Origin of the sequence: Micromonospora sp. L5 (assembly GCF_000177655.2) — a bacterium.
Classification (GTDB): Bacteria; Actinomycetota; Actinomycetes; order Mycobacteriales; family Micromonosporaceae; genus Micromonospora; species Micromonospora aurantiaca.
The window spans coordinates 5,685,243-5,710,924 of sequence record NC_014815.1; the positions used below are offsets into that span (position 1 = coordinate 5,685,243).

At 74.3% G+C, this 25,682-nt stretch carries 23 protein-coding genes; 10 read left to right on the forward strand and 13 right to left on the reverse strand.

The genetic code is table 11. The features are described 5' to 3' along the window. Positions 1-102: 102 nt before the first annotated feature. From ML5_RS26215 to ML5_RS26230, 4 genes are all read left to right on the forward strand, one after another. Positions 103-1,407 carry a low temperature requirement protein A gene (locus tag ML5_RS26215; RefSeq protein WP_225319578.1) on the forward strand — a complete coding sequence of 435 codons (1,305 nt, stop codon included), beginning with the start codon at positions 103-105 and terminating at the stop codon, positions 1,405-1,407. A 51-nt stretch (positions 1,408-1,458) separates the two neighbouring features. Beyond that, the gene (locus ML5_RS26220; RefSeq protein WP_013476830.1) at positions 1,459-4,569 is read left to right on the forward strand and encodes a BTAD domain-containing putative transcriptional regulator; all 3,111 of its coding nucleotides are present in this window, start codon (positions 1,459-1,461) and stop codon (positions 4,567-4,569) included. A 68-nt stretch (positions 4,570-4,637) separates the two neighbouring features. Continuing rightward, positions 4,638-5,612, forward strand: a complete 975-nt coding sequence (locus ML5_RS26225) for a daunorubicin resistance protein DrrA family ABC transporter ATP-binding protein (protein WP_013476831.1) — start codon at positions 4,638-4,640, stop codon at positions 5,610-5,612. After that, positions 5,609-6,391, forward strand: a complete 783-nt coding sequence (locus tag ML5_RS26230) for an ABC transporter permease (RefSeq protein ID WP_013476832.1) — start codon at positions 5,609-5,611, stop codon at positions 6,389-6,391. Before ML5_RS26225 ends, ML5_RS26230 begins: the two co-directional genes overlap by 4 nt. A 434-nt stretch (positions 6,392-6,825) precedes the next feature. On the opposite strand, the gene ML5_RS26235 is transcribed toward ML5_RS26230, so the two are convergent. From ML5_RS26235 to ML5_RS26260, 6 genes are read right to left on the reverse strand one after another with little or no spacing between them, the layout of a single operon-like run. Continuing rightward, on the reverse strand, positions 6,826-8,169 hold the full coding sequence (locus ML5_RS26235; RefSeq protein ID WP_013286281.1) for a glutamate mutase L: 1,344 nt from the start codon (positions 8,167-8,169) through the stop codon (positions 6,826-6,828). Positions 8,170-8,227: 58 nt separating this feature from the next. Further along, on the reverse strand, positions 8,228-8,620 hold the full coding sequence (locus ML5_RS26240; RefSeq protein ID WP_013286280.1) for a hotdog domain-containing protein: 393 nt from the start codon (positions 8,618-8,620) through the stop codon (positions 8,228-8,230). Then, positions 8,620-9,372 carry an OAM dimerization domain-containing protein gene (locus ML5_RS26245; RefSeq protein WP_013476833.1) on the reverse strand — a complete coding sequence of 251 codons (753 nt, stop codon included), beginning with the start codon at positions 9,370-9,372 and terminating at the stop codon, positions 8,620-8,622. Before ML5_RS26245 ends, ML5_RS26240 begins: the two co-directional genes overlap by 1 nt. Further along, positions 9,369-10,928, reverse strand: coding sequence for a lysine 5,6-aminomutase subunit alpha (locus tag ML5_RS26250; protein WP_013476834.1), 1,560 nt, complete (start codon positions 10,926-10,928; stop codon positions 9,369-9,371). Before ML5_RS26250 ends, ML5_RS26245 begins: the two co-directional genes overlap by 4 nt. After that, complete coding sequence (locus tag ML5_RS26255; RefSeq protein WP_013476835.1) at positions 10,925-12,496, reverse strand: amidohydrolase; 1,572 nt, start codon at positions 12,494-12,496, stop codon at positions 10,925-10,927. The genes ML5_RS26250 and ML5_RS26255 overlap by 4 nt, the downstream gene beginning before the upstream one ends. A 4-nt stretch (positions 12,497-12,500) precedes the next feature. Then, positions 12,501-13,562, reverse strand: coding sequence for a hypothetical protein (locus ML5_RS26260; protein ID WP_013476836.1), 1,062 nt, complete (start codon positions 13,560-13,562; stop codon positions 12,501-12,503). Positions 13,563-13,705: 143 nt separating this feature from the next. Here ML5_RS26260 and ML5_RS26265 point away from each other — a divergent pair, with 143 nt between their 5' ends. Continuing rightward, positions 13,706-15,112: a KamA family radical SAM protein gene (locus ML5_RS26265; protein ID WP_013286275.1), complete on the forward strand. Its 1,407-nt coding sequence runs from the start codon at positions 13,706-13,708 to the stop codon at positions 15,110-15,112. Positions 15,113-15,178: 66 nt separating this feature from the next. Here ML5_RS26265 and ML5_RS26270 read toward each other — a convergent pair whose 3' ends face one another. Then, positions 15,179-15,373: a CsbD family protein gene (locus ML5_RS26270; RefSeq protein ID WP_013286274.1), complete on the reverse strand. Its 195-nt coding sequence runs from the start codon at positions 15,371-15,373 to the stop codon at positions 15,179-15,181. A gap of 123 nt (positions 15,374-15,496) precedes the next feature. Then, complete coding sequence (locus ML5_RS26275; RefSeq protein ID WP_013476837.1) at positions 15,497-16,414, reverse strand: LysR substrate-binding domain-containing protein; 918 nt, start codon at positions 16,412-16,414, stop codon at positions 15,497-15,499. 73 nt (positions 16,415-16,487) lie between these two features. On the opposite strand from ML5_RS26275, the gene ML5_RS26280 reads away from it, so the two are divergent. Next, positions 16,488-17,456, forward strand: a complete 969-nt coding sequence (locus ML5_RS26280) for a DMT family transporter (RefSeq protein ID WP_083816960.1) — start codon at positions 16,488-16,490, stop codon at positions 17,454-17,456. 55 nt (positions 17,457-17,511) lie between these two features. Beyond that, positions 17,512-18,123 carry a histidine phosphatase family protein gene (locus tag ML5_RS26285; protein ID WP_013476839.1) on the forward strand — a complete coding sequence of 204 codons (612 nt, stop codon included), beginning with the start codon at positions 17,512-17,514 and terminating at the stop codon, positions 18,121-18,123. Here the strand turns inward: ML5_RS26285 and ML5_RS26290 are convergent. Genes ML5_RS26290 through ML5_RS26310 form a run of 5 tightly spaced genes read right to left on the reverse strand, consistent with a single transcriptional unit; the run spans position 18,056 to position 22,220 of the window. Further along, positions 18,056-18,559 (reverse strand): Lrp/AsnC family transcriptional regulator, encoded by a 504-nt coding sequence (locus ML5_RS26290; RefSeq protein WP_013286270.1) that lies wholly within the window; start codon positions 18,557-18,559, stop codon positions 18,056-18,058. The two genes, ML5_RS26285 and ML5_RS26290, sit on opposite strands and share 68 nt — an antisense overlap. 59 nt (positions 18,560-18,618) lie before the next feature. After that, a complete protein-coding gene (locus ML5_RS26295) occupies positions 18,619-18,834 on the reverse strand; it encodes a DUF433 domain-containing protein (RefSeq protein WP_013286269.1) in 216 nt (71 codons plus the stop codon). Positions 18,835-18,843: 9 nt separating this feature from the next. Further along, positions 18,844-19,986: an acyl-CoA dehydrogenase family protein gene (locus ML5_RS26300; protein ID WP_013476840.1), complete on the reverse strand. Its 1,143-nt coding sequence runs from the start codon at positions 19,984-19,986 to the stop codon at positions 18,844-18,846. Further along, positions 19,983-21,092, reverse strand: a complete 1,110-nt coding sequence (locus ML5_RS26305; RefSeq protein ID WP_013286267.1) for a Xaa-Pro peptidase family protein — start codon at positions 21,090-21,092, stop codon at positions 19,983-19,985. The genes ML5_RS26300 and ML5_RS26305 overlap by 4 nt, the downstream gene beginning before the upstream one ends. Positions 21,093-21,101: 9 nt before the next feature. After that, on the reverse strand, positions 21,102-22,220 hold the full coding sequence (locus ML5_RS26310) for an aromatic acid exporter family protein (RefSeq protein ID WP_236619295.1): 1,119 nt from the start codon (positions 22,218-22,220) through the stop codon (positions 21,102-21,104). Between the two features lie 267 nt (positions 22,221-22,487). Here ML5_RS26310 and ML5_RS26315 point away from each other — a divergent pair, with 267 nt between their 5' ends. Genes ML5_RS26315 through ML5_RS26325 form a run of 3 tightly spaced genes read left to right on the forward strand, consistent with a single transcriptional unit; the run spans position 22,488 to position 25,674 of the window. Beyond that, entirely contained in the window at positions 22,488-22,958 is a 471-nt protein-coding gene (locus ML5_RS26315; protein ID WP_201766754.1) for a hypothetical protein, read from the forward strand. Continuing rightward, positions 22,958-24,355 (forward strand): hypothetical protein, encoded by a 1,398-nt coding sequence (locus ML5_RS26320; RefSeq protein WP_013476841.1) that lies wholly within the window; start codon positions 22,958-22,960, stop codon positions 24,353-24,355. The genes ML5_RS26315 and ML5_RS26320 overlap by 1 nt, the downstream gene beginning before the upstream one ends. Then, positions 24,352-25,674, forward strand: a complete 1,323-nt coding sequence (locus ML5_RS26325) for a VWA domain-containing protein (protein ID WP_013476842.1) — start codon at positions 24,352-24,354, stop codon at positions 25,672-25,674. The genes ML5_RS26320 and ML5_RS26325 overlap by 4 nt, the downstream gene beginning before the upstream one ends. The last annotated feature ends 8 nt before the right edge of the window (positions 25,675-25,682 follow it).

The window sequence follows — 25,682 nt, forward strand, 5'->3', positions numbered from 1 at the left end:
GCCGAAGGCTACCCGCCCGTACCGGTCGCCGGCCCGCGCCCCTGCGCCGCCGATCGGACAACAGCGCCCCGGCGGGCGGAGCCCGCTGCCATGCTCGGCAGCATGAGCGCTGAGCGGGGACGGGGTCGCATCCTGCCGACCGCGCCCGGCTTCCGCGTCACCCGGGTCGAGTTGTTCTACGACCTCGTCTTCGTGTTCGCGTTCCTGAACGTCACCAACGTGCTCTCCGAAACCCTGAGCGGCAGGTCGTTGCTGGCCGGGCTGGTGTTGCTGTTGCTGCTGTGGTGGTGCTGGGTCTCCTTCGCCGCCCTGGGCAACGTCGTCCGTACCGACCAGGGGGTGATGCCGCTCGTCGGCGCGGTGACGGTGGCGGCCCTGTTCGTCCTGACCCTGGCCATGCCGGCGGCGTTCGCCGACGGGCCGGCGCAGCGGCAGTCCGGGCCACCCGCCGCGGTCCTGTTCGCCTGCTGCTATCTCGTCATCCGGGCGGCCCAGGTGCTGGTGTTCCTCAGCCGCAGCAGCCACCGCGGACGGACCGCCGTGCGCCTCGGCCTGCCGCCGCTGATCAGCGTGGCGTTGATTCTCGCCACCGCGGCCCTGCCCGAGTCGCCCCGGCAGACCTGGGCGACGTGGCTGCCGCTGGCGCTGTGGCTGGCCGCGCTCTGCATCGAGTACACCTCCGGGGGCCTCGCCCCCAGCGCCGGGCTGACAGTCGTGTCCGCCGCCCACTGGGCGGAGCGGTACGCCCTGATCCTGCTCATCGCGCTCGGCGAGTCGATCATTTCGCTCGGGCTGGGGCCGAAGCTGAGCGCCGGCCTGCCGGCCACGTGGCCGGTGATCGTGGCGTCGGTGCTCGGCGTCACCATCATCGCGGCGCTGTGGTGGCTGTACTTCGACAGCCTGGCGCCCGCGCTGGAGCAGCGGCTGCACCGCACCCGCGACGTCCGCGCACGGGCGGCGCTCGCCCGCGACGCCTACGCCTACCTGCACCTGCCGCTGATCACCGGGATCATCCTGTTCGCCCTCGGCCTCAAGCGTTACCTCGCCGTCATCTCCCACCCGCGCGGTGATCCCTGGCGGGAACACGCCGCCGCTCTGGACAACCGGGTGCTGTTCGCCGGGTTGGTCATCTACGTGTCGGGGCTGCTGGCACTCGGGGTGCGCGCGACGCACCGGATCTCGGCGGTACCCACCGCCGTGGTGGTCGCGATGGCTGTGGGACTGCCGTGGGCAGGCCGGCTGCCTGCGGTGGCCGCGCTGGCGATCCTGGCGGTGGCCAGCGTCTCGGTGGTCCTGCTGGGCCTGCGGTCGAGTGACCCGTGGCGCAGCCGGGTGCGCCGGACCGCGTTGGACGAGCAGGTCGCCGCCGAGCAGGAGCAGTCCGAATGGCGGCGGCACCACCTGTGACCGGCGGGTGGGGAGTGTGGGCGCCACCGGCGACAGGCGACAATCGGGCGCATGCGGTTCGGTGTGCTGGGCGCGACCCAGGCGTACGCGGCCGACGGCAGCGTGCTGCCCGTCGCCGGCGGGCGGCTGCGCGCGCTGCTGGTGCTGCTTCTCCTCGACGCCGACCGCACCGTTGCGCCGCAGCGCCTCGTCGACGGCGTGTACGGCGACCGGCCGCCCGAACAGGCCACGAACGCGCTGCAGTCCCAGGTGTCGCGGCTGCGGCGACTGCTGCCCGGCGCGCACATCGAGTTCGGCCCGGCCGGCTACCGGCTGGCGGTGGATCCGCAGCGGGTGGACGTGCACCGGTTCACCGGGCTGGCCGCGGCCGGGCGGGCCGCACTCGCCGCCGGTGACCCGGCCGGCGCGGCGGCGCTGCTGCGCGACGCGCTCGGCCTGTGGCGCGGCGAACCCCTCGCGGACGTGACGGACGCGCCGTTCGCCGACGCCGAGGCCGCCCGGTTGCGCCAGGCACGCCTGGCCGCGGTCGAGGACCGCGTCGAGGCGGAGCTGGCGCTGGCGCCGGCCGGGGCGCCGCTGATCGCCGAACTGCGGGACCTGGTGGCGGCGCATCCGCTGCGGGAACGGCTGCACGGGCAGCTGATGCGTGCCCTGCACGGCGCCGGCCGCCGCGCCGAGGCGCTCGCCGTCTACGCCGACGCCCGCCGGGTGCTCGCCGAGGAACTGGGCACCGACCCGTCGGCGGAGCTGGTCGCACTGCACACGGCGCTGCTGCGCGACGACGCCGCACCGCCCGCCCGGCTACCCAGCCCGCTCACCAGTTTCGTCGGCCGGGAACCGGAACTGCGGCGGGTCCACGAGCTGCTGGACGCGGCGCGGCTGGTCACCCTGCACGGCCCGGGCGGCGCCGGCAAGACCCGGCTGGCCACCACCGTCGCGTCCGGCCACGACGGGCCGGTGTGCCTGGTGGAGCTGGCCGCTGTGGCACCCGGCGCGCCGGTCGCGCCCGCGGTGCTGGCCGCGCTGGACCTGCGCGACGCCGGCCTGCGCACCCCCGGCGGCCCCGCCGACCTGACCGGCCGGCTGGTGGCGGCGCTGGCCGACCGGCGGCTGCTGCTGGTGCTGGACAACTGCGAGCACGTGATCGACGACGCGGCCCGGCTGACCGGCCGGCTGCTCGCCGCCGCGCCCGGGCTGCGGGTGCTCGCCACCAGCCGGGAACCGCTGGGCCTCACCGGCGAGGCATTGTGCCCGGTCGGCGGGCTGCCCGCCCCGGCCGGGCCGGCCGCACCGCCGACTGCCGCCGCGTACCCGGCGGTGCGGCTGTTCACCGACCGGGCCGCCGACGTGTCGCCCGGGTTCACCCTCGACGACGCCACCACCCCGGCGGTGCTGCGGATCTGCCGTACCCTCGACGGGCTGCCGCTGGCCCTGGAGCTGGCCGCGGCGCGGCTGCGGGCCCTGCCGGTGACGCAGGTCGCGGCCCGGCTGGACGACCGGTTCCGGCTGCTGTGCCGCGGTGACCGCACCGCGGCGCCCCGCCACCGCACGCTGGAGGCGGTCGTCGGGTGGAGCTGGGACCTGCTCGACGAGCCGGAGCGGCGGCTGGCCGCCCGGATGAGCGTGTTCGCCGGCGCCGCCGACCTGGCCGCGGTGCAGGCGGTGTGCGCGCCGGACGCCGATGACGTCCTCGACGTGCTCACCGGCCTGGTGGACAAGTCGCTGGTGGAGGCCACCGGCGGGCGCTACCGGATGCTGGAGACGATCCGCGAGTTCGCGGCGGCCCGGCTGGCCGAGCACGGCGAGACCCGCCGGATGCGCGACGCGCACGCCGCGTACTTTCTGGACCTGGCACAGGCCGGCGACGTGGCCCTGCGCGGCGGCGGCCAGGAACGGTGGCTGCGCCGCCTCGACGCCGCCCGCGACGACCTGCACGCGGCGCTGCGGCACGCCGAAACCACCACCGGGTTGCGGCTGGTCGCGGCTCTGGCGTTCTACTGGTGGCTGCGGGGCCTGCGCGGGGAGGGCGCCGCGCTGGCCCGGCGACTGGTCGACCGGCTCGACGGCCCGCCCGACGGCGTGGCCGAGGAGTACGCGCTGGGCCTGCTGATCGCTGCGCTCGCCGGTGGTGGCGAGCGCAGCGAGGTCGACGCCGCGTCGCGGATCCTGTGGACCCTGGCCCGGCCGCCCCGGCATCCGTTCCTGCTGTACCTGTCCGGCATGGCCAGCGGTCCCCCGTCGCCGCAGGACGCGGCGGCGCTGCACGAGCAGGCCGTCCGGGACCGGCTGCTCGGCACCGACCCGTGGAGCCGGGCACTGGGCCTGCTGGGCACCGCGATGGTCAGTCTGCTGCACGGCCGTCACGCCCAGGCCCGCGCCGACCTGGACGCCGCGCTGGCCGGTTTCCGGGCCCTCGACGACCGCTGGGGCATGATCGTGACGCTGTCCACCCACGCCGAGGCCGCCTACCGCACCGGTGACGTCGCGTCGGCGGCCGCGCCGATGGCGGAGGCCCTGGAGCTGGCCGAGCAGCTCGGCTCCACGCTGGACCTGGCGGAACTGCTGCGGACCCGCGCCGACGGGCGGCTGGCAGCCGGTGACCTGACCGGCGCGGCCGAGGACTTCCGGCGGGTATGGCGCATCGCCGGGCCGGCCGGCGCGCCGGAGCTGGTCGCCGCCGCGTACCTGGGGCTCGGCGAGATCGCCCGCCGCGAGGGCGACCCGCAGCGGGCGCGGACGCTGTGCGAACGGGCGGTCGCGGAATGCCCGTCGGGCTGGTTCGGCGCCGATGTGGTGCGGCTCGCGGCGCTGGTGACGCTCGGGCAGCTCGCCGACGCCACCGGCGACCCGGCTGCGGCCCGCGCCCACTACCGGCAGGTCCTCACCGCCGGCGTCGGCGTGTGGGACGTGCCGGTGGTGGCCGCCGCTGCGGACGGGCTGGCCGGGCCGCTGCTGCGCGACGGCGACCCCGAGTCGGCGGCCCGGCTGCTGGGCGCGGCGGCGGCGCTGCTCGCAGGCACCGGCGCGGCAGACGCCCCGGCCGGCACACCCACCGCCGTCACGCTGCGGGAACACCTGGGTGAGGCGGCGTTCGCCAGCGCGTACGCCCGGGGCGCGGACCTGCCCCGGCAGCGGGCGCTGGCGCTGGTCGACGGGCGCTGACCGGCGCGGCGCCGTCCGGTGCGCGCGCGGTACGCGCCCGGTCAGCGCCGCCGGTGACGCTGACGCCCATGACCGACGACGCGACGGCCGTGCTGGCCGACGGGATACGAAAATCGTACGGACGCACCACCGCCCTGGACGGCTTCGACCTGGCCGTTCCGGCCGGCACCGTGTACGGGGTGCTCGGCCCGAACGGGGCGGGCAAGACCACGGCGGTGCGGATCCTCACCACGCTGCTGCGTTTCGACGCCGGCCGGGCCAGGGTGGCCGGGTACGACGTCGCCTCCGACCCGGACCGGGTGCGTGCCGCGATCAGCCTGACCGGCCAGTACGCGGCGGTCGACGAGGTGCTCAGCGGACGGCAGAACCTGGTGCTGTTCGGGCGGCTGCGGCGGCTGTCCGCGCGCCGGGCCCGCCGCCGCGCCGAGGAGCTGCTGGACCGGTTCGGTCTGACCGAGGCCGCGGACCGGTCGGCGGGCGGCTACTCCGGTGGGATGCGCCGCCGCCTGGACCTGGCGGCCAGCCTGGTGGTGCCGCCGCGGGTGTTGTTCCTCGACGAGCCGACCACCGGCCTGGACCCGCGCAGCCGCAACGGCCTGTGGACGGCGGTGCGGGAACTGGTCGCCGACGGCACCACTGTGCTGCTGACCACCCAATATCTGCAGGAGGCCGACCACCTCGCCGACCGGGTGTGCGTCATCGACGCCGGCCGGGTCGTGGCCGAGGGCACCCCGGAGCGGCTGAAGGCCCGCATCGGCGCCGACCGGCTGGAACTGGTGGTCCACGACGCGGCGGACCTGCCCGCCGCGGCAGCCGTCGTGGAACGCGCCACCGGCGCGACCGCGACTGTGGACGTCGAGCTGCGGCGCGTCGACGCGCCGGTGGCCGACCGGATCGCCGTGCTCACCGCCGTGCTGCGGGCCCTCGACGACGCCGGGATCGCGGTGGAGGACGTGCTGGTCCGCCGCCCGACGCTGGACGAGGCGTTCCTACGGCTCACCGGCGGTCACGCCGACGCGCAGCGGGTGGGGGTGGCGTCGTGAGGGCGCTTGCCGACGGGTGGCTGATGGCCGGGCGGAACATGCGGCACGTGGTTCGCGCCCCGGAGGAGATCATCCTCTACTTCAGCCTGCCGATCATGTTCGTGCTGGTGTTCGGCTACGTGTTCGGCAGCGGCATGTCCGTGCCGGGCGACGGCAGCTACCGGGAGTTCCTGCTGCCGGGCGTGTTCGTCATGACGATGCTCTACGGCCTCGGCGCGACCGCGTCGGCCATCGCTGTGGACGCCGGCCGGGGCGTGGTGGACCGGTTCCGGTCGCTGCCGATGGCCCGTTCGGCGCTGCTGTCCGGCCGCGCGAGCGCCGACCTGGTACGCGCGTGCCTGGAGATGACCACGCTGGTGGTGTGCGGGCTGCTGGTGGGCTGGCAGTGGCGCGAGGGCGTCGGCCCGGCGCTGGCCGCGGTGGCGCTGATCCTGCTGCTGCGCGTCGCGATGACCTGGGTGGGCATCCTGTTCGGGCTGCTCGTGCCGAACCCGGACACGGTCGCGGTGGTGGTGTTCCCGCTGGCGTTCCCGCTGACCGCGCTGTCCAACGTGTTCGTGGCGCCGGAGCTGATGCCGGACTGGCTGGGCGCGATCGCCGCCTGGAATCCGCTGTCGGCCACAGTGGCGGCGGCCCGGGACCTGTTCGGCAACCCGGGCCTGAGCAGCGACTCGTGGCCGGCCCGGCACGCGCTGGAACTGGCGGTCGCCTGGCCGCTGGCGCTCATCGCGGTGGCCGCCCCGGCGGCGGTGCGCCGCTACCGGCAGCTGGGCCGCTGACGAGGGCCGGCCGCTGACACGGGGAACATCGGGGGGATGAAATCGGGGCGCGGCCTAAGCCGCGCCCCGATGCTCCCAGGCCCTTCCCGGCCGGTGGGGCGAAGACGATCGGCGCCGACCTTCGGACCGACCCGACGTGGACTGGCTGCCCCCGCCTGGCCGTTGTCTACTGGCCGTGCCTCTCACCCTGCCCGTACACCGGTAACCGCGGCCGGTTCGCGCCGCCCCGCCGACCCCCGCCCGCTGGACCTGGCCGCCGCAACCTTCCGGTCGCTCGGCCAGCGGACGAAGGGACGAAGCGAACAACAGCCGCTTCCCGTGGTAGGACTCAAAGACGGTACGGCGTAGACCCCCGCCGCTGTCAACCCACCCGGGCCTGTCGTGTGTTGCGACACGGCGTGTCGCGTCGGCGCGTCTCGATTCCTGAGGCTGATTCAGGCGCCGAGATGGTGCCGCAGCATCGCCGCCGCCGCACCCGGATGCTCCTCGGCGAGCAGCCCGGCGGCGGCCAGCACGTAGTCCACGTCGACGACCGGCCGGGCCGCCCGCGGCAACGCCCACCCGCCGGCGTGGTCGGTCAGCACCGCGTCGAGCACCGCCGCCGCGTCGCCCGGCTCGGCGTGCCGCAGCACCCCACCGGAGCCGACGAGCAGCTTCACCTCCCGCAGGTCCCGCCCGGCCCGCTCCCCCGTCGCCGCACCCCGCGCGTGCCGCCGCAACGCCACAGTCGCCGCCAACGAGGCGATACGCCGGTCCACGGCCCGCTCGCCGTCACCGGCGGGCAGGAACCCCGGGTCGGCGGCCCGTACCGCCGCCGCGACCGTCAGCTCCGCCTCCTCGGCCGCGTCGAGCAGCCGCTCCTCCACCGCGGCGCGCACCACACCCGGCGCGCTCCACCGCATGCCCAGGTCACCCTCGACGGTACGGGCCCGCCACAGCGTCCCGGCGACCTCCTGACTCGGGCCGCTGTCCCGCTCGTCGGGGGTGAGCACCGAGTACACGTCGGTGGTCGCGCCGCCCACGTCCACCACTGCCAGGTCACCGCCGAGCGTCCCGGCGAGGACCTCCACGCCGGTGAGCACCGCGTCGGGGGTGGCGGCGCGGACCAGCCGCGCGAACCGCGTACCCCGGGACAGCTTCTTGCCGCCGATGACGTGCCGCAGGAACACCTCCCGGATCGCCGCCCGCGCCGACGCCGGCTCCAGCACCCCGATGCGCGGCAGCACGTTGTCGGCCACCGTCACCGGCACACCCGCGCCCGCCAGCAGCGCGTGCAGGTCGGCACGCACGTCGGCGTTGCCCGCGAGGACCACCGGCACCCGGAAGCGGGCCTTCGCCAGCCGCGTCGCGTTGTGCGTCACCGTCTCGGCGTCGCCGCCGTCGGTGCCGCCCACCAGCAGCACCACGTCCGGGCGGGCCGCCCGCAACGCCGCCACGTCCACCCCACCGAGCCGCCCGGCCGCGACGTGCACCACGTTCGCGCCCGCCGACAGACCGACCCGCCGGCCCGCCTGAGCGGTCACCAGCGGCTCGTAACCCACCACCGCCAGGCGCAGCCCACCCCCCGCCGACGAACACACGTACCAGGGCACCTCAGCGACCCCGGCCGACGCGGTGGCCGCACCGACCGCGGCGTCCAGGCCGTGCAGCACATCCGTGCCCACCGTGGTGGGCGCCGACGCCGCAGCGACCAGACGGCCGCCGTCGAGGTCCACCACCGCGGCCTTCGTGTACGTCGACCCGACGTCGGCGCAGACGACGACCGGCCTCGCGCTCACGCCGGGCTGTCCTTCGTTCGCGACTGCGGGGCTCGCAACACCGGCTCGCTCCTCGCGCTCACGGTGCTGGCGGCACGACCACCGTGCCGGTCGCGGTGACCGCCACGATCGGCTCGTCGAGCACCTCGGCGGCCGACTCGCCCTTGTCCGGGCGGCCCCGGCACACCACTGTCGCGGCGAAGTCGACGGTGCGGCTGCGGGTGCCCACCCGGGTCACCGTCGCCGTCACCTCCAGCACGTCACCGGCCTTCATCGGCGCCCGGAACTGCACGTCGGAGTACGAGGCGAACAACCCCTCGTCGCCGTCGGTGCGGATGCACACCTCGGTGGCCACATCCCCGAACAAGCCCAGCGCGTACGCCCCGTCGACCAGGTTGCCCGCGTAGTGGGCGTGGGAGTACGGCACGTACCGGCGGTGGGTGACTGTCAGACCGACACGGGGATCGCTCATCAGGCGTTCGCCTTCCTGGAGGTGATCAAAGCGTGGACGAGGTAACTGGCGACCTCGCCCGGGGTGGTGCCACGGCCGAAGATCCGGTCCACGCCCAGCTCGCCGGTCATCGTCTCGTCGAACCGGGGCCCGCCGACGATCAGCAGCGGCCGCTTCCCGGCCGGCATCGCCTCCCGGAACGCCGCCGACATCTCCCGCGTGTTGTGCAGGTGCGCGTCACGCTGCGTCACCACCTGCGACACCAGCACCGCGTCGGCGCGTTCCCGCCGGGCCGCCTCGACCAGCTCCGGCACGCTCACCTGCGCGCCCAGGTTCGTGACCTTCAGCTCCCGGTAGTACTCCAGGCCCTTCTCGCCGGCGATGCCCTTGACGTTGAGGATCGCGTCGATGCCCACGGTGTGCGCGTCCGTGCCGATGCAGGCGCCCACCACCGACAGCTTGCGGCGCAGCCGCCGCTTCACCACCGCGTTGACCTCCTTGGCCGACAGCAGCGGATAGTCACGCTCCACCACCTGCACCTTCGACAGGTCCACCAGGTGGTTCACCCGCCCGTACACCACGAAGAACGTGAACCCGTCACCGATCGGCTTGGCGTGCACCAGCATCGCCGGGTCCATGCCCATCTTGTTGGCGAGCTGCACCGCCGCGCCCTCGGCCCGCTTGTCGTGCGGCACCGGCAACGTGAACGACACCTGCACCATGCCGTCACCGGTGGTGTCCCCGTACGGCCGCACGACCGTCTTCTCACTCATGAGGGTTGCTCCAGGATCTCCGTGGCCGGGTTGTAGTAGTCCGCCTCGTGCCGCGCTACCCCGTCCAGGCCCTTGCCCCGGTCCGCCGGCCGCTTCATGATCCCGAACGTGCCCTCGGCGATCGCCGTCAGCAACGACTGGTCCCCGATGCGCTCCAGCAGGTCCACCGCCTCACCGAGCACCCGGTGCGCCCGCTCCTGGATGAACCCGCCCGGCGCCGGCACGAAGTCCTCGTGCAGGCCGCCCGCCGCGCCCAGCACGTACCGCACGTTCTGCAGCGCGATGTCCCGGTCCGACAGCCACGGCGTCACCACCGCCTCGGTCATCATCCCCACCAGCAGGATGCCCTGCCCGGTCATCGTGCCCACCAGGTTGAAGAACCCGTCCAGCAGGTTGCCCCGGAACACGTCACCGGTCATGTGCTTCGTCGGCGGCATCCACTTCAACGGCGCGTCCGGGAACAACTCCCGCGCCAGCAACGCGTGCGCCAGCTCCAACCGGAACGACTCCGGCACATCCGGGTTGATCTCGAACGCGTGCCCCAGCCCCAGCTGCCAGTCCGCCAGCCCCGCCTCGTGCGCGAAGAACTCGTTGAGCAGCTGCGACACCGCCACCGTGTGCGCCTCGTCCACCGCGTCCGCGGTGGTCAGGTAGTTGTCCTCACCGGTGTTGATGATGATGCCCGCCCGCGCGTGCACCTGCCGCGAGAACCGCTGGTCCACGAACGTGCGGATCGGGTTGATGTCACGGAACAGGATCCCGTACATCGAGTCGTTGAGCATCATGTCCAGACGCTCCAACCCGGCCAGCGTCGCCATCTCCGGCATGCACAGACCCGACGCGTAGTTCGTCAACCGCACGTACCGGCCCAGCTCCCGCGACGACTCGTCCAGCGCCGCCCGCATCAGCCGGAAGTTCTCCTGCGTCGCGTACGTGCCCGCGAACCCCTCCCGGGTCGCCCCCTCCGGCACGTAGTCCAGCAGCGACTGGCCCGTCGACCGGATCACCGCGATCACGTCAGCGCCGGCCCGCGCCGCCGCCTGCGCCTGCGGGATGTCCTCGTAGATGTCACCGGTCGCCACGATCAGGTAGATCCACGGCCGCCGCTCCGGATCCCCGAACCGCCTCACCAGCCGGTCCCGCTCCGCGCGCCGCCGGTCGATGCTGCGGATCCCCGCCGCCACCGCCTTACGCGACGCCCGCCGCGCCGCAGTCGCCGCCTTCCCCGACGGCTGCGCGAACCGCACCGACCCGGCCGCCGCCTTCTGCGCCAGCAACGTCACATCCGCGATGCCCTCACGAGCCAGCGCGTCGAACACCGGCGCCGCCACCCCGTGCCCCAGCCCCACGTCCGCGACCACCGCGTCCACGAGCCGGTTCACCCACGGAATGCCGTCCGGGTCCGCGCCGGTCACCCCGGCCAGCCGCAGCACCGCCCGCTCCACCGACACAGTGGTGTGGCTGCGCGCCAGATCCACCACCGGCTGCCCGGCCCGGCGCGCCAACTCCCGCGCCCGCGCCACCAGCGCCGGATCCAGCCCAAGCTTCCCTGTCACGAAGACCCTTCCTGATAGATCACGTCACCGCGCAACACGGTGGCCCGGCACACCGGCAGCGGCGTCGGATCGTCCGCACCCCGCAACTCCGGATCCTCCGCCAGCACCACAGGCAGCCCCCGCTCCACGCCCGCCGGGGTGTCCCAGACCGCGAACGTCGCCGGCGCCCCCAACGCCAGCACACCCTCGTTGTCCAGGTGCACCGCCCGCCACCCGCCGCGCGTGTGCGCCGCGAACGCCGCCCGCACACTCATCCGCTGCGCCGGGTTGTGATGCGCCGCCGCCGCCCGCACCGACCCCCACGGATCGACCGGCGTCACCGGCGAATCCGACCCGAACGCCAACGCCACACCGACCCCGTGCATCGCACCCATCGGATTCGACTCCAGCGACCGCGCCAACCCCAGCCGCGACTCGTACATCCGGCCCGCGCCGCCCCACAACCTGTCGAACGCCGGCTGCATCGACGCCACGATCCCGTACTCCACGAACCCGGCGATCAACGCCTTGCTCATGATCTCCGCGTGCTCCACCCGGTGCCGGGCCGCCCGCAACCGGTCCACACCCAGCGACCGCGCCGCCAGCCCGAACCCCTCAAGCACCGTCCCGATCGCCGCGTCCCCGATCGCGTGGCACCCGCCCTGCAACCCGTGCGCCGCACAGTCCAGCAGATGATCACGAACCTGCTCCGCCGACACGTACCCGTGCCCGCACGCCCCCGCCTCACCGTCCAGGTACGCCGCCGACACGTGCGCCGTCCGCGACCCAAGCGCCCCGTCGGCGAACAGGTCACCACCCGCGCCCACCGCACCCAGCTCCCGGGCCTTCGCCGCACCCAGCAGCTCACCCCAGTACCCGTACACCTCCGGCACCCCGGCCCCCGAGATCGCCAGCAGCCCGGTGAAGTCCTCCTCGTCGGAGATGTCCGGACCACCGCACTCGTGCACCGCCGCCACACCCAGCGACGCCGCGTGTTCCAGCGCCCGCCGCTGCGCCGCCACCCGCTGCGCCCGCGACACCGACGCGAACGCCGCCGCCCGCACCACGTGATGCGCGTCGCGCCGCAGCCACCCCGACGCGTCGTAGCCGGCCGCCGACACCACCTCCGGGCACGCCGCCAGCAACGCCGCCGACACCAGCGCCGAATGGATCGACGCCTGCGACAGGTACACCCGCCGCCCACCGGCCGCCCGGCCCAGCGCCGCCGCATCAGGCAACGCCCGATCCGCCCAGGCCGACTCGTCCCAGCCGTGCCCCAGCACCACCGCGTCACCCGGCAGACCCGCCGCGAACGCCGACACCGCCTCCAGCAGCTCACCCGCCGACCGCACCGCCGACAGATCCAGCCCCGACAACGCCAACCCGGTATCGGTCGCGTGCACGTGCGCGTCCACGAACGCCGGCGTCACCAGCGCACCGCCCAGCTCCACCACCCGGTCCGCCCGCGGCGCCTCCGCATCAGTACCCAACCAGGCGATCCGCCCGTCCCGCACCAGCAGCGCCGTCGCGCTCGGGTCCGCCGGACAGTGCAGCACTCCACCGCGATACAGCGTCGAGGGGTTCGTCATGGTCTCAGTCTGCCGCCAGACGAGCCTCGAACAGACCGCGCACCCCCGGCTCGGCACGCAACAGATCCAGCGCCAGCGCCGCGTGCCCGGGCACGTACCCGTTGCCCACCAGCATCGTCACGTCCGCCGCCAGGCCCTCCGCACCCAGCGCCGCCGCCGCGAAGCTCGTCGCCATCGAGAAGAAGATCACCGTACCGCCGTCCGCCGTGGCCAGCACCGCACCGTGCTCACACCCCGGCACGTCCACGCACACCACAGTCACGTCCGCCGGCACACCCAGCGCCGTCGTCACCGCCGTCGACAACCCCACCGGATCCCGCGCGTCGGCCAGCGCCACCACGTCGGCCAGCCCGGCCGCCGTCAGCGCGTCCCGCTCCGCGACCACCGGAACCACCCCGACGGTACGGGCGGCGCCCGCCCGCCGCGCCGCCGCGAGCGACAACGACCCGCTCTTGCCGGCCCCGCCGATCACCGCCACCGACACCGGACGCGGATCACCCTCACGGGACCGCCGCGCCACCTGCTCGGCCACCACCCGCGCCGTCAACGCCGGCGCCCCGCACACGTCCAGCACCGCCAGCGACAGCTCGGGGTGCAGGTCCGGCGGCAGCACCGCCGCGATCGACCGGGCGAACAGAATCGCGTACCCGTCGCACGGCACCTGCTCGCTGCGCCCGTCCCAGCGGGCCAGCCCGTCGGTGATCGTCAGCGGCGTCAGCGTCAGCGACACGAGCGTCGCCACCCGGTCACCCGGCTTCAGCCCCAGCGGCGAGCGGCGGCCCGCCTCCTCGACCGTGCCGATCAGCATGCCGCCGGAACCGGTCACCGGGTTCTGCATCTTCCCTCGGGCCGACACGATCTCCCGCACCTCGGCGCGGACCTTCTCCCCGTCGCCGCCGTGCTTCTCCGCCAGCTGCCGGAAACTCGCCGCGTCCAGGTTCAGCCGCTCGACCCGGATCCGCACCTCGTTCGCCGCGATCCGCGGGTCGGGGTCCAGCCGCCAGGCCGCCTGCGGAAGCACCCCCGCCGGTTCCACGACTCGGTGCAGACCCACCGGTGACGTCACGCCGACCCCCTATGTCCAGCCGCCCGAACCCCCGGTCAGGGCTCGCGTCGCGGGAAAACTTCCGGCAGACTAATTTCTTCACCGCAGATTTTCCAGTAGCCTACGCATTCGTTGATCAACCCGCACACTGACGAGGAGGGGCCGTGACCCAGACCCAACCGGTGGAGACCATCCCGACGCCCCGCCCCGCGCCGGTCGCCGTTCCGACCGCCGGACAGCCCTACGAATACCGCCGCGCGCCCCTCGTCGAACCCGACTGGACCCGCTTCCCCGGCTGGCGCCACATCACCCGCGACCAGTGGGAGAGCGCCCAGTGGCAACGGGTCAACTGCGTCAAGAACATCAAGCAGCTGCGCGCCGTCCTCGGCGACACCGTCGACGAGACCTTCTACGCCGACCTGGAGGCCGACCAGAAGGCGCTGGCCACCATGTCCATGCTGGTGCCGCCGCAGATGCTCAACACCATGGTGCCGCATCAACCGATGAGCACCGAGGCGCTGCTCGCCGACCCGATCCGCCGCTACATGATCCCGGTCGCCTCCGACCGGCGCACCGACTGGCCGTCCCACCCGTACGCCAGCCGCGACAGCCTCCACGAACACGACATGTGGGTCGCCGAGGGTCTCACTCACCGCTACCCCACCAAGGTCCTCGCCGAGCTGCTCTCCACCTGCCCGCAGTACTGCGGCCACTGCACCCGCATGGACCTCGTCGGCAACTCCACCCCCGCCGTCGACAAGCTCAAGCTCACCCTCAAGCCGGTCGACCGCTACGACGCCCACATCACCTACCTCAAGGCCCACCCGGGCGTACGCGACGTGGTCGTCTCCGGCGGTGACGTCGCCAACGTGCCGTGGCGCAACCTCGAGTCGTACCTGATGCGCCTGCTGGAGATCGAGACGATCCGCGACATCCGGCTCGCCACCAAGGCGCTCATGGGCCTGCCCCAGCACTGGCTCCAGCCCGACGTGGTCGAGGGCCTCGAACGAGTGGCCCGCACCGCCGCCCGCCGCGGCGTCAACCTGGCCATCCACACCCACGTCAACCACGCCCAGTCGCTGACGCCGCTGGTCGCCAAGGCCGCACAGACCGCGCTCGACGTCGGCGTACGCGACGTGCGCAACCAGGGCGTGCTCATGCGCGGCGTCAACGCCACCAGCGCCGACCTGCTCGACCTCTGCTTCGCGCTCCAGGGCGAGGCGGGCATCCTGCCGTACTACTTCTACATGTGCGACATGATCCCCAACGCCGAGCACTGGCGCGTCCCGGTCTGGCACGCCCAGCAGCTCCAGCACGACATCATGGGCTACCTGCCCGGCTACGCCACCCCGCGGATCGTCTGCGACGTGCCGTTCGTCGGCAAGCGCTGGGTGCACATGCTCACCGACTACGACCGTGAGCGCGGCATCTCGTACTGGACCAAGAACTACCGCACCTCGATCGAGTCGGCCGACCTGGAGGCGCTGAACAAGCGCTACGCCTACTACGACCCGATCGACACGCTGCCCGAGGCCGGCCAGGCCTGGTGGCTCGCGCACCGCGACGACTGACCCCCGGCCCTCAGGGCGTACGACGGCGGGCCACCTCTGCGATGAGGTGGCCCGCCGTTCGCGTACTCACTTGTTGAAGGCGTCCTTGACGTCGCGGCCCGCCTGCTTGGCGTGCTCCCCGGCCTGCTTGGCACGCGCCGTGCTCTGCTCGGAGGCGCCCTCGGCCCGCAACCGCTCGTTGTCGGTCACGTCGCCGATCCGCTCCTTGGCCATGCCGCTCATCTCCTGGGCCTTGTTCTTCGCCTTGTCGGTGAAGCTCATGTCGCCCTCCCTCGTCCGGCTACGCCTTGCCCTTGTCGCGTCCCCGGTGAGTGTCGCTGCAAACGCTGTTGACCGGCGCACATCGCGTAAGGCGTCCTAGGATAATAGGTTGACGGTGTGCGCCTACCGTTCGAGGTCGCGGACCCGCTCCGTGACGGCGGCCAGGAACGCGGTGAGGGCGGGCCCGGGCGGCGTGTCCCGGGTGACTGCGACCAGGCGGCGCCGGAGAACGGTCTCGGCGATACCCCGGACCGCCAGCGCCGGGTCGGCGTCGGGCAGGGTCAGGGCCGGCATCAGAGCGACCGCCGCCCCGGCCCGGACCAGTTCCAGCTGGACGTCCGCGTCGCTGGAACGGTGCCGCAGGTCCGGTTCGTAGCCGCCGAGACGACGGCACGTCCCCACCACCATGGCGTGGTGCCCGGTGCCCTCGGCGGAGGCGGTCCACACCTCGGACCGCAGGTCGGTGACCGCGACGTGTCCCCCGTGCCCGGCGAGCGGGTGCGCAGCGGGAAGCACGAGACGCAGGGGCTCCTCGAGCAGGAGCGTGAAACGGAGCCCCGCCGGGCGGGGGCGGGGCTGGCTGTCGTACTCGTCGCCGATGACCAGGTCGACGGTGCCCAGGCGCAGGCCCGGCAGGGACTGTTCGAGTTCCAGCTCGAAGATCTCCACCCGGACCCGCGGGTGCTCGGCTCTCATCCGGGCCACGGCCGGCACGAGCAGGCGGCGCGCCGCCGATTGCAGGCCGCCCGCCCGGACGCTCCCCCGGACGTCACAGTCGAGGGCGGCCAGGTCGGCCTCCGCCGCCTCGGCCGCCGACAGCAGCACCCGGGCGTGCCGGGCGAGCACGTGCCCGGCCTCGGTGAGCCGTACGCCGCGGCCGGCCCTGCCCAGCAGCCGGACACCTGCCTCCTTCTCCAGCAGGGCCAGTTGCTGCGAGACAGTCGACGGGCTGTAGCCCAGAGCCGCGGCGACAGCGGCCATCGTGCCGCGTTCCTCGAACTCCCGCAGGAAGCGCAACCGCCGCAGGTCCAGCTCGATCATGCGGAAATCCTAATGATTCACATACGGAATTCATCGCTGGACCTGGGCAGTCGGCTCCGGTGATCCTTGGCGCGTGGGTGCCGCACTGTGTCTCCTGTCAGCCGCCTGTTTCGGCGCGATGGCCGTCTTCGGCAAGCTCGCGTACGACGCCGGTGTCTCCCCGACGTCTCTGCTGCTGGTGCGTTTCGGGCTGGCCGCCGCACTGCTCTGGCTCGTCCTGCTCACCCGGCCGGGCCTGCGCCGCGCGGCGCCGGGCGACGCCGGCGGTGGGCGGCCGGCGACGAGGCGCGGGCGGGTGGTGGCCGTCGCCCTGGGGCTGGGCGCGATCGGGTACGCCACGCAGGCGAGCCTGTTCTTCTCCGCGCTGGAGCTGATGGACGCGTCACTGCTGGCGCTGATCCTCTACACGTACCCGGTCATGGTGACAGTGGCCGCGGTCCTGCTCGGCCGGGACCGGCTCACCCCGGGACGCGGCGCGGCCCTGGTGGCCGCCTCGGGCGGAACGCTGCTGGTCCTGCTCGGCGCCGGTGGCGCGGGCTTCCACCCGCTCGGGGCGCTGCTGGCCTTCGCCGCCGCCGTCACCTACACGGTCTACATCCTGGTCTCCGACACCGTCGTGCACCGGCTGGCACCCGTGGCACTGTCGGCGCTGGTGATGACCGGTGCCGCCGGCACCCTCGGCGCTCGCGCCCTGGTCACCGGCGGCGTCGACCTGAGCTTCGGGTGGCGGGGATGGTTCTGGCTGGCCGCCATCGCCGTGGTCTCCACGGTCGTGGCGATGCTGGCCTTCTTCGCCGGACTGAGGCGGACCGGTCCGTCCACCGCGGCCATCCTGTCCACCTTCGAACCCGTGGTCACCGCCGCGCTGGCCACGCTCGCGCTCGGCGAGGCCCTGACGCTCGCGCAGCTCGCCGGCGGCGCGCTGGTGCTGTCCTCCGTCGCGGTCCTGCAACTGCGCCCCGGCCGCGTACGGCCCCGGGAACAGCCGACCGGCCGACCGGGACCGGCGCGCGACACCGAACCCGCGCCGGCGGCCCGGTAGCGCCGGCGCAAACCGTCGGCGGGCCCGACCCGCCTCATCATGGTTGACTGGGCCGGTGAACGAGATCCTGCTGATCCGGCACGGCGAGACCACCTGGAGCGCCGCCCACCGGCACACCTCGTACACCGACCTGGACCTGACGCCCGACGGCGAGCGGCAGGCACGCGCGCTGGCTCCTCTGCTGGCCGGCCGGCACCTCGCCCGGGTGCTGTCCAGCCCCCGGCAGCGCGCCACCCGCACGGCCGCCCTGGCCGGGCTCACAGTGGACGCGATCGAGCCGGACCTGGCCGAGTGGAACTACGGCGAGTACGAGGGCCGCACCACTGCGGACATCCAGCGGGAACGGCCCGGCTGGTCGATCTGGACCGACGGCGGCCCCGGCGGCGAGTCACCGGAGCAGGTGGGCGCCCGCCTGGACCGCGTGCTGGACCGGGCCGCGCCGCTGCTGGCAGAGGGTGACGTCGCGCTCGTCGGGCACGGGCACAGCCTGCGGGTGCTGGGGGCGCGCTGGATCGGGCTGCCGCCCTCGGCCGGTGGGCTGCTGCGGCTGGACACCGCCACGCTCAGCGTGCTCGGTCACGAGCACGGCCGGCGGGTGATCAGGCGGTGGAACCTGCCGGCTCCGCCGACGGTCGGGGACGTCCCCGACCGGTCAGCTCGCCATTGATCTTCGGCGGCCGGTTCTCGTACGGCGTGGACAGCACCACTGTCGTGCGGGTGGTGACGTTCGCGGCGGTACGGATCTCCTGTAGCACCCGTTCCAGGTCGGCCGGACCGGCCACCCGCACCAGCAGGAGATAGAAGTCCTCCCCCGCCACCGAGTAACACGAGTCGATCTCGGGCAGGTGCGCCAGCCGCTCCGGCGCGTCGTCCGGCTGCGACGGGTCGAACGGCCGGATCGCCACGAACGCGGTCAGCGGCAGGTCCAGCGCCTCGAACGACACCCGGGCGGCGTACCCCTTGATCACCCCACGCTGCTCCAGCCGGCGGACCCGCTGGTGCACGGCCGACACCGACAGGCCCACCCGCTCGGCCAGATCCGTGTACGACAGCCGACCGTCCCCGGTCAGCGCGGCGACGATGGCACGGTCGATCTCCTCCACGCGCTGCACCCTAGCCGGAAAAGCGCTCCCACGCCGCACCCGGCCCGCCGCGGTGACGCTCAGCGCGCCGTCCGGTCGCGCACCGCGTCCGCCGCGTAGTTCAGCACCTCCGCCATGTCCTCCTCGTCCAGGAACGGCAGGTCGGTGAGGATGTCCGTGACGGACATGCCCTCGGCCATCATGGCCAGCAGGGTGGCCACGGGGATGCGCGACTGCCGTACGCAGGGCGCACCCCCCATGACGTCGGGGTCCACGGTGATCCGGGGGAAGGTCACCGCGACAGGCTAGCCCTTCGCCAGCGCGCGGGAGATGACCAGCCGCTGGATCTGATTGGTGCCCTCGACGATCTGGAGCACCTTGGCCTCCCGCATGTACCGCTCGACCGGGTGGTCGGCGACGTAACCGGCGCCGCCGAGCACCTGGACCGCGTCGGTGGTCACCCGCATCGCCACGTCCGTGGCGAACAGCTTCGCCTTGGCCGCCTCGATCGAGTACGCGCGGCCGGCGTCGCGCAGCCGCGCGGCGGCGAGCGTGAGCGCCCGCGCCGCGGAGATCTGGGTGGCGGCGTCGGCCAGGTTGAACCCGAGCCCCTGGAAGTCGATGATCGCGCGGCCGAACTGGCGGCGTTCCCGGGCGTAGCCGACCGCATAGTCCAGCGCGCCCTGGGCCAGGCCCACCGCGCACGCGGCGATGCCCAGGCGACCGGAGTCCAGCGCGGACATCGCGATGGTGAACCCGGCGCCCTCGCCGCCGATCAGCCGCTCCGCCGGCACCCGCGCGTCGTCGAAGGCGATCTGCGCGATCGGCGAGGCGTGCAGACCCATCGTGCGCTCGGCGGCCTGCGGGTGGATGCCCGCCGTGGACCGGTCCGCGAGCAGGCAGGAGATGCCCTTCGGGCCCGGACCGCCGGTGCGGCAGAAGATGTTGTAGAAGTCGGCCACCCGGGCGTGCGTGATCCACGCCTTGGTGCCGGTCACCACGTACGCGTCGCCGTCGCGCACCGCCCGCGTGGTCAGCGCCGCCGCGTCCGAACCACCCTGCGGCTCGGAGAGGCAGTACGCGCCGAGCAGCTCCCCGCCGATCATGTCCGGCAGCAGTTTGCGCTGCTCGTCGGTGCCGAACTGGGCCAGCGGGTAGCAGGACAGCGTGTGCACGCTGACCGCCTCGGCCACTGCCAGCCACCTGCTGGCGAGGATCTCCAGCACCTGGAGGTACACCTCGTACGGCTGGGCGGCGCCGCCGTGCTCCTCGGCGTACGGCAGGCCGAGCAGGCCGGCCCGGCCCAGGGTGCGCAGCACCTCCCGGGGGAACTCGGCGCGGGCCTCGAAACCGGCGGCGGCCGGGGCCAGCTCCCGGTCGGCGAGTTCGGTGGCGAGGTCCAGCAGGTCGTGGGCCTCGTCGGTGGGCAGGATCCGGTCGACGTTCATAGCGCGATGAGCTCCGTGGGGGTGGTGTTGAGCCGTTGCCCGCCGTCCGTCGTGCAGACGACGATGTCCTCGATCCGGGCTCCGTGCCGCCCGGCGAGGTAGATCCCGGGTTCGACCGAGAAAGCCATGCCGGCCTGAAGGGGCCGGGGGTTGCCGGTCACCACGTACGGCTCCTCGTGGCCGTCGAGGCCGATGCCGTGACCGGTGCGGTGCAGGAAGGCGCCGCCGAAACCGGCGGCGGTGATGACGTCGCGGGCGACCGCGTCGAGGGCCTCGGCGGTCACGCCCGGCGCGACGGCGGCCACGGCGGCGCGCTGCGCCTCCCGCAGCACCGTGTAGTAGTCCACGAACCCGGCCGGGGCGGGACCGCCGGCGACGTACGTGCGGGTGCAGTCGGAGCGATAGCCCGACGGCATGGTGCCGCCGATGTCGACCACGACCGGCTCGCCCACGCCGATCGGGCGGTCCGAGGTGCCGTGGTGCGGGCTCGCGCCGTTCGGGCCGGCGGCCACGATGACGAAGTCGACGGCGGCGTGCCCGGCCGCCCGGATCGCGGCGGCGAGGTCGGCGGCGACCTCCCGCTCGGTGCGGCCGGGGCGCAGCCACTCCCCCATCCGCAGGTGCACCGCGTCGATCGCGGCGCCCGCCTCGGCCAGCGCCGCCACCTCGGCCGGCGACTTGCGGATCCGCATCTCCCGCAGCACGTCGGAGGCGAGTCGCTGGGCCGCGCCGGGCAGCGCGTCGCGCAGCGCGAGGACCTGCTGCGCCCACATCCGGTCGGCCAGCCCGACGGCGCGGACCGGGCCGGGCAGCGCCGCGCGAACCAGCGGCCACGGGTCGGTGCCGTCGGCGTGGTCGACGATCCGGTACCCGGTGCCGGGCGCGGCCTCGGCGTCCGGCCGCTCCAGCACCGGCACGATCAGCGTCGGCTCACCCTCGGCGGGCAGCACCAGGCAGGTCAGCCGCTCCCCCTCCCGGGCGTCGTAGCCGGTCAGGTAGCGCAGGTCGGAACCCGGGGTGAGCAGCAGCGCGTCCAGGCCCGCAGCGGCGGCGGCGCGCTGGGCCGCGACGAGACGCCCGGCGGGGTACAGTTCCTCGATTCCCACCCCCGAAGCTTAACGGTCGTTTGGGTCCGGGCGGGAGTCCGGGCGATGCTCGCAGACACCGGCCGTCCGGTCCGCCTCGATCTTGGTCATGCCGGACGCCTGGAGCAACTCGCCGACCACGATGAGCAGCTGCGAGGCCACGATCGTGCCGGAGAAGCCCAGCCCCGCCGCCCGCGCCCGGCCGGCATCCTGCGCGGCCTCCCGTGCCCGCGCCCGGGCGATGTCCGGCGGCCGCCCGGCCAGGAAGTCACGGTGCAGCAGCCGCAGCGACTGCCCGAACGCCTCGACCCCGGCCGGCAGGGCCGGGGGAACCGGCTCCCGGGCCTCCAGCAACGCGACCACCCGGCGGACCATGTTGCGGCTGTTCGTGTACGCCAGCTCCAGGTGGACGGCGGCGTTCTCGTAGCGGCGCAACTGGGCCCGGCGCCGCCACCGCCACGGCGACAGCGACGTCACCTCCCGGGCCGCCGCGACGATCTCGGTGGTCTGCTTCCGCTCGACCTCGGCCGCCTCCAGCCGGCCCAGCGACGCCTCCGCCGCCCCGGCGTCCCGGGCGGCGAGCGCCTTCGCCGCCGCCGTCAGCTCGTTGGCGAACAGGTCCAGCGTGGGCCCGGCGGCGCGGTGCACCACCCGGACCGGATTCAGCGGCAACAACAGCAGCGCCACCACCACCGCCACCCCGCCGCCCACCAGCGCGTTCGCCGTACGCGGCACCGCCAGGTCGGGCGCGTTGGGCTCCACGGTGCCCAGCAGGACCGCGGTGCTGCCGGCCTGCACCATCACGGCGCCGCTGCCCCGGATCACCACCGCCAGCGAGATGGCGAGCGCGACCACCAGGCCGGTCTGCACCGGACCGGCCCCGATCAGCTTGATGAGCAGGTCGCCGACCAGCACTCCGAGGATCACGCCACCGAGCAGTTCGGCCGTCCGCCGGATCCGGTTGCCGATCGCCGCGGCGATGGTGCCCACCGCCGCCGCCGGCGCGAACAGCGGCTGCGGATTCTTGAGCAGCGTGCTGGCCACGTACCAGGCCAGACCGGCGGCCAGACCGGCCTGGAGGGCCACGATGAAGTACCGCCGCAGCCGCTCGTACGCCTCCCGGACCTCCCGGCGCGCCGCCGGAGCCACGGGGGTCACGGCACCGGCCGCCCGCCCGGGCATCGCGGGCACGACGGCTCGGGCTCGATCACGCCCTCCTCTACCCGCCGGGCCGCACGGTATTCCCGGCGCCGCCCGCGACGGCGCTCCTGTCGTACCCGTGGTCCATGATCCTTGTCGTCACAGCGGCACGGATCACGGCCGGCGACGGCGTCCCGGCGTGCCCGGCGGCGGCCGGCCGGCGGGGAGGTCGGGAAGATGACGGAGGCGAACGACGCCTCGTGGCGACGGCGCAGCGTGCTGCGGGTGGCGCCGCCCGCGCGGGCCCGCAAGCTCGCCAAGGTGCCCTTCGTGGAGCTGGCCGACGGGCGGTTGCAGGGGGTGGTGTCCAGCGGCTCCGACGTGGAACGCGTCTACGTCTCCTCGGTGACCGCCGGCACGCACGCGGTCAACTGCAGCACCAACAACAACCGGCCCTGCGGCGGGCTGCGCGGCACCATGCTCTGCAAGCACCTGCACGCGCTGGCCGACGAGGCGGTGCTGCAGTACGGCGTCACACAGGTCGCCCGCTACCTGCGGGTGGACGTGGGCGACGGCGTGGACAACGGCACCGCCCTGCTGGCCCGCACCGACGCGCGGCACGAGCCGGGCCCGGCCGCCGTGGTGTTCAGCCGCTTCCTGCGCCACCTGGCCTACCTCGAGGTCCCGGCCGCCACCACGGCGGTGCCGGAGCTGCACTGGTTCCCGGCCACGGCGGGGGTGCGCTGATGCTCGCCGCGCACCTGACCCGGCTCCACGACGGGACGATCCCCGGGCTGGCCGAGACGCTCGCCGTCGTCGACCGCGCCGACGACACGCTCACCGCCGGGCTGGCCCGCGCCGACGAGCCCGGCGCCGCCGCCTGGGCCGCGCTGGCCGCCGCGGTCGGCGGCACGCCGCTGGCCGAGCGGGCGGACGCGGCGGCCGGCGCGGTGCGCACCGGCGCGCTCGCCGAGGACCACCTGGCCGACCTCGCCGGGGCCCGCGCCGCGCTGCTCGGCGCGGCACACGACGCCCTGCTCGACCGCCTCGACACCGCGCTCGGCCGGCCCCGCGAGGCGTGGACCGCCGCACCGGGCGGCACCGCCGTCTCCCCGCCCGCCCTGGCCGGCGCGCGGGCCTGGCTGCACGAACTGGCGCTCGCCGGCTGGCGCGGCACCGACCACGAACTGCTCTCCGCCGCCGCCGCGCCGGTCGAGGCCGCACTCGCCGACCCGGCGTCACGCCGCATCGCGGTGCTCCTCGACGGCCTCGCCGCCGAACTGCGCGCCGCCCTGCCGGTGGCGTCGCTGCCACAGGTGCCCGCCCGCCGGTGGGCCGACCTGTGGACCCGAGCCGTCCTGCTCACCCTCGGCGCGCACGGCGAGACCGCGCCCGGCGAGCCGGTGTCCGGCCGGCTGCTGCCCCTCGGCGTCGACCTGCACGAGCACGACACCGCGTTCCAGGCGCAGGTGCACGCACTGCTCGAACCGGCCGGGGGCGGCACGCCCCGGCTCGTCCGGGTCACAGTGGTCGCGGCGAAGGTCGCCACCATCGTCGGCCCGGCCGGCTGGCGGCTGCTGGAGGCGTACCCGATCCTGCTCACCGCCCTGGCCCAACGGCGGGCGGTCACCGTCACCGACCTGACCGCCCACGGCGCGGACCTGCGCTGGGCCGAGGAGCGGGCCACGCTCGGCGAGCCGGCCGACCCGTTCGCCACCGCCCGGGTGCTGCTCGCCGGCGCCACCGCCGCGGCGACAGCGCCGCTGCTGCGCCACCCCGCCGCGATCGCCGAACCGGTCCTGATGGAGGGCTACACCGTCCGCGACGACGACGGCGCCCCGGCGCTCGACCTCGACGGCCGGCCCCTGCGCCTGGCCACCGGCCGGCTGCCCGCCGCCGGTCCGCTCACCCCGGCGCTCGTCGCCGCCTCCACCGCCTGCCTGGGCCTGCTCCGCTGGGACGACGGCCGCTGGCTGCTGCAACCCCTCGCGGTCCGGGCCACCGTCAGGAAGCAGACCGTCGAGGCGCACAACGGCGACTGGGCGTGCGGCGTCACCGACCCGAAGACGGCGAAGGCCGAGGCCAAGGCGGGCGACGCCGTGGCCGTGCTGCGCGAACGCGCGGGACGGTTGCTGCGCCGATGACCGACGACCGGACCCACGCCAACCGCCGCCAGGTGCTCTACTGGCGGCTGCTCGCCCGCCTGTTCAGCCCCGACGAGCAACCCGGGCTGGAGTCGGCGAGCGTCGCCGTCGTCGACGACCTCGGCCTGCCCGCCGCGCTGCTCGACCCGGCCGTCTCCGTCGACACCGTCGTCCAGCGCTTCCCGGCGCTGGCCGGCGAGCTGCGCGGCCTGCTCACCCCCGGCGACGACACCGCCGCCGCCGGGCCGTTCCAGCCGGCCGAGACCGAGGTACGCCGCGCGGCGCTGGCGTCCAAGCTGCTGCTCAACGTCTTCGCCACCGGCGGCGGCGAGGTCAGCGCCGGGCAGCTCGCCCGCTGGCAGGCCGACGCCGGCTGGTTCGAGCAGGCGTGCGGCGCGCAGGCCGGTGAGCTGCGCCGAGAGGGCACCGGCCTGGGCGCCACGCTCGCCGGGCTGGAAGGCGACCTCGTCGCCCGGATGCGGTTGCGCGAGGTGCTCGCCGACCCGGCGCTGGCCGCCCGGCTGACCCCGAGCATGTCGCTGATCGAGCAGCTCCTGCGGGACAAGTCCAACCTGTCCGGAGTGGCGCTCGCGAACGCCAAGTCGCTGATCCGCCGCTACGTCGACCAGGTCGCCGAGGTGCTGCGCACCCAGGTCGCGCAGGCCACGGTCGGCGCCGTCGACAGGTCGATCCCGCCGAAGCGGGTCTACCGCAACCTCGACCTGGACCGCACCATCTGGCAGAACCTCACCAACTGGAGCCCGGACGACGAGCGCCTCTACGTCGACCGGCTCTACTACCGGCAGACCGCCCGGCGGACCACCCCGTCGCGGCTGATCGTGGTGGTCGACCAGTCCGGCTCGATGGTCGACTCGATGGTCAACTGCACCATCCTCGCCTCGATCTTCGCCGGCCTGCCCAAGGTGGACGTACACCTGATCGCGTACGACACCCGGGCGCTGGACCTCACCCCGTGGGTGCACGACCCGTTCGAGGTGCTGCTGCGCACCAACCTCGGCGGCGGCAACGACGGCCCGGTCGCCATGGCCCTGGCCCGCCCCAAGATCGTCGAGCCGCGCAACACGGTCATGGTCTGGATCTCCGACTTCTACGAGTTCGACAGGTCCCAGCCGCTGTTCGACGGCATCGAGGCCGTGCACCGCTCCGGCGTGAAGTTCATCCCGGTCGGCTCGGTCAACAGCTCCGGCAACCAGAGCGTCAACCCCTGGTTCCGGCAGCGACTCAAGGACCTCGGCACCCCCGTCATCTCCGGCCACATCCGCAAGCTCGTCGCCGAGCTGAAGAACTTCCTCACCTAGGAGAGCAT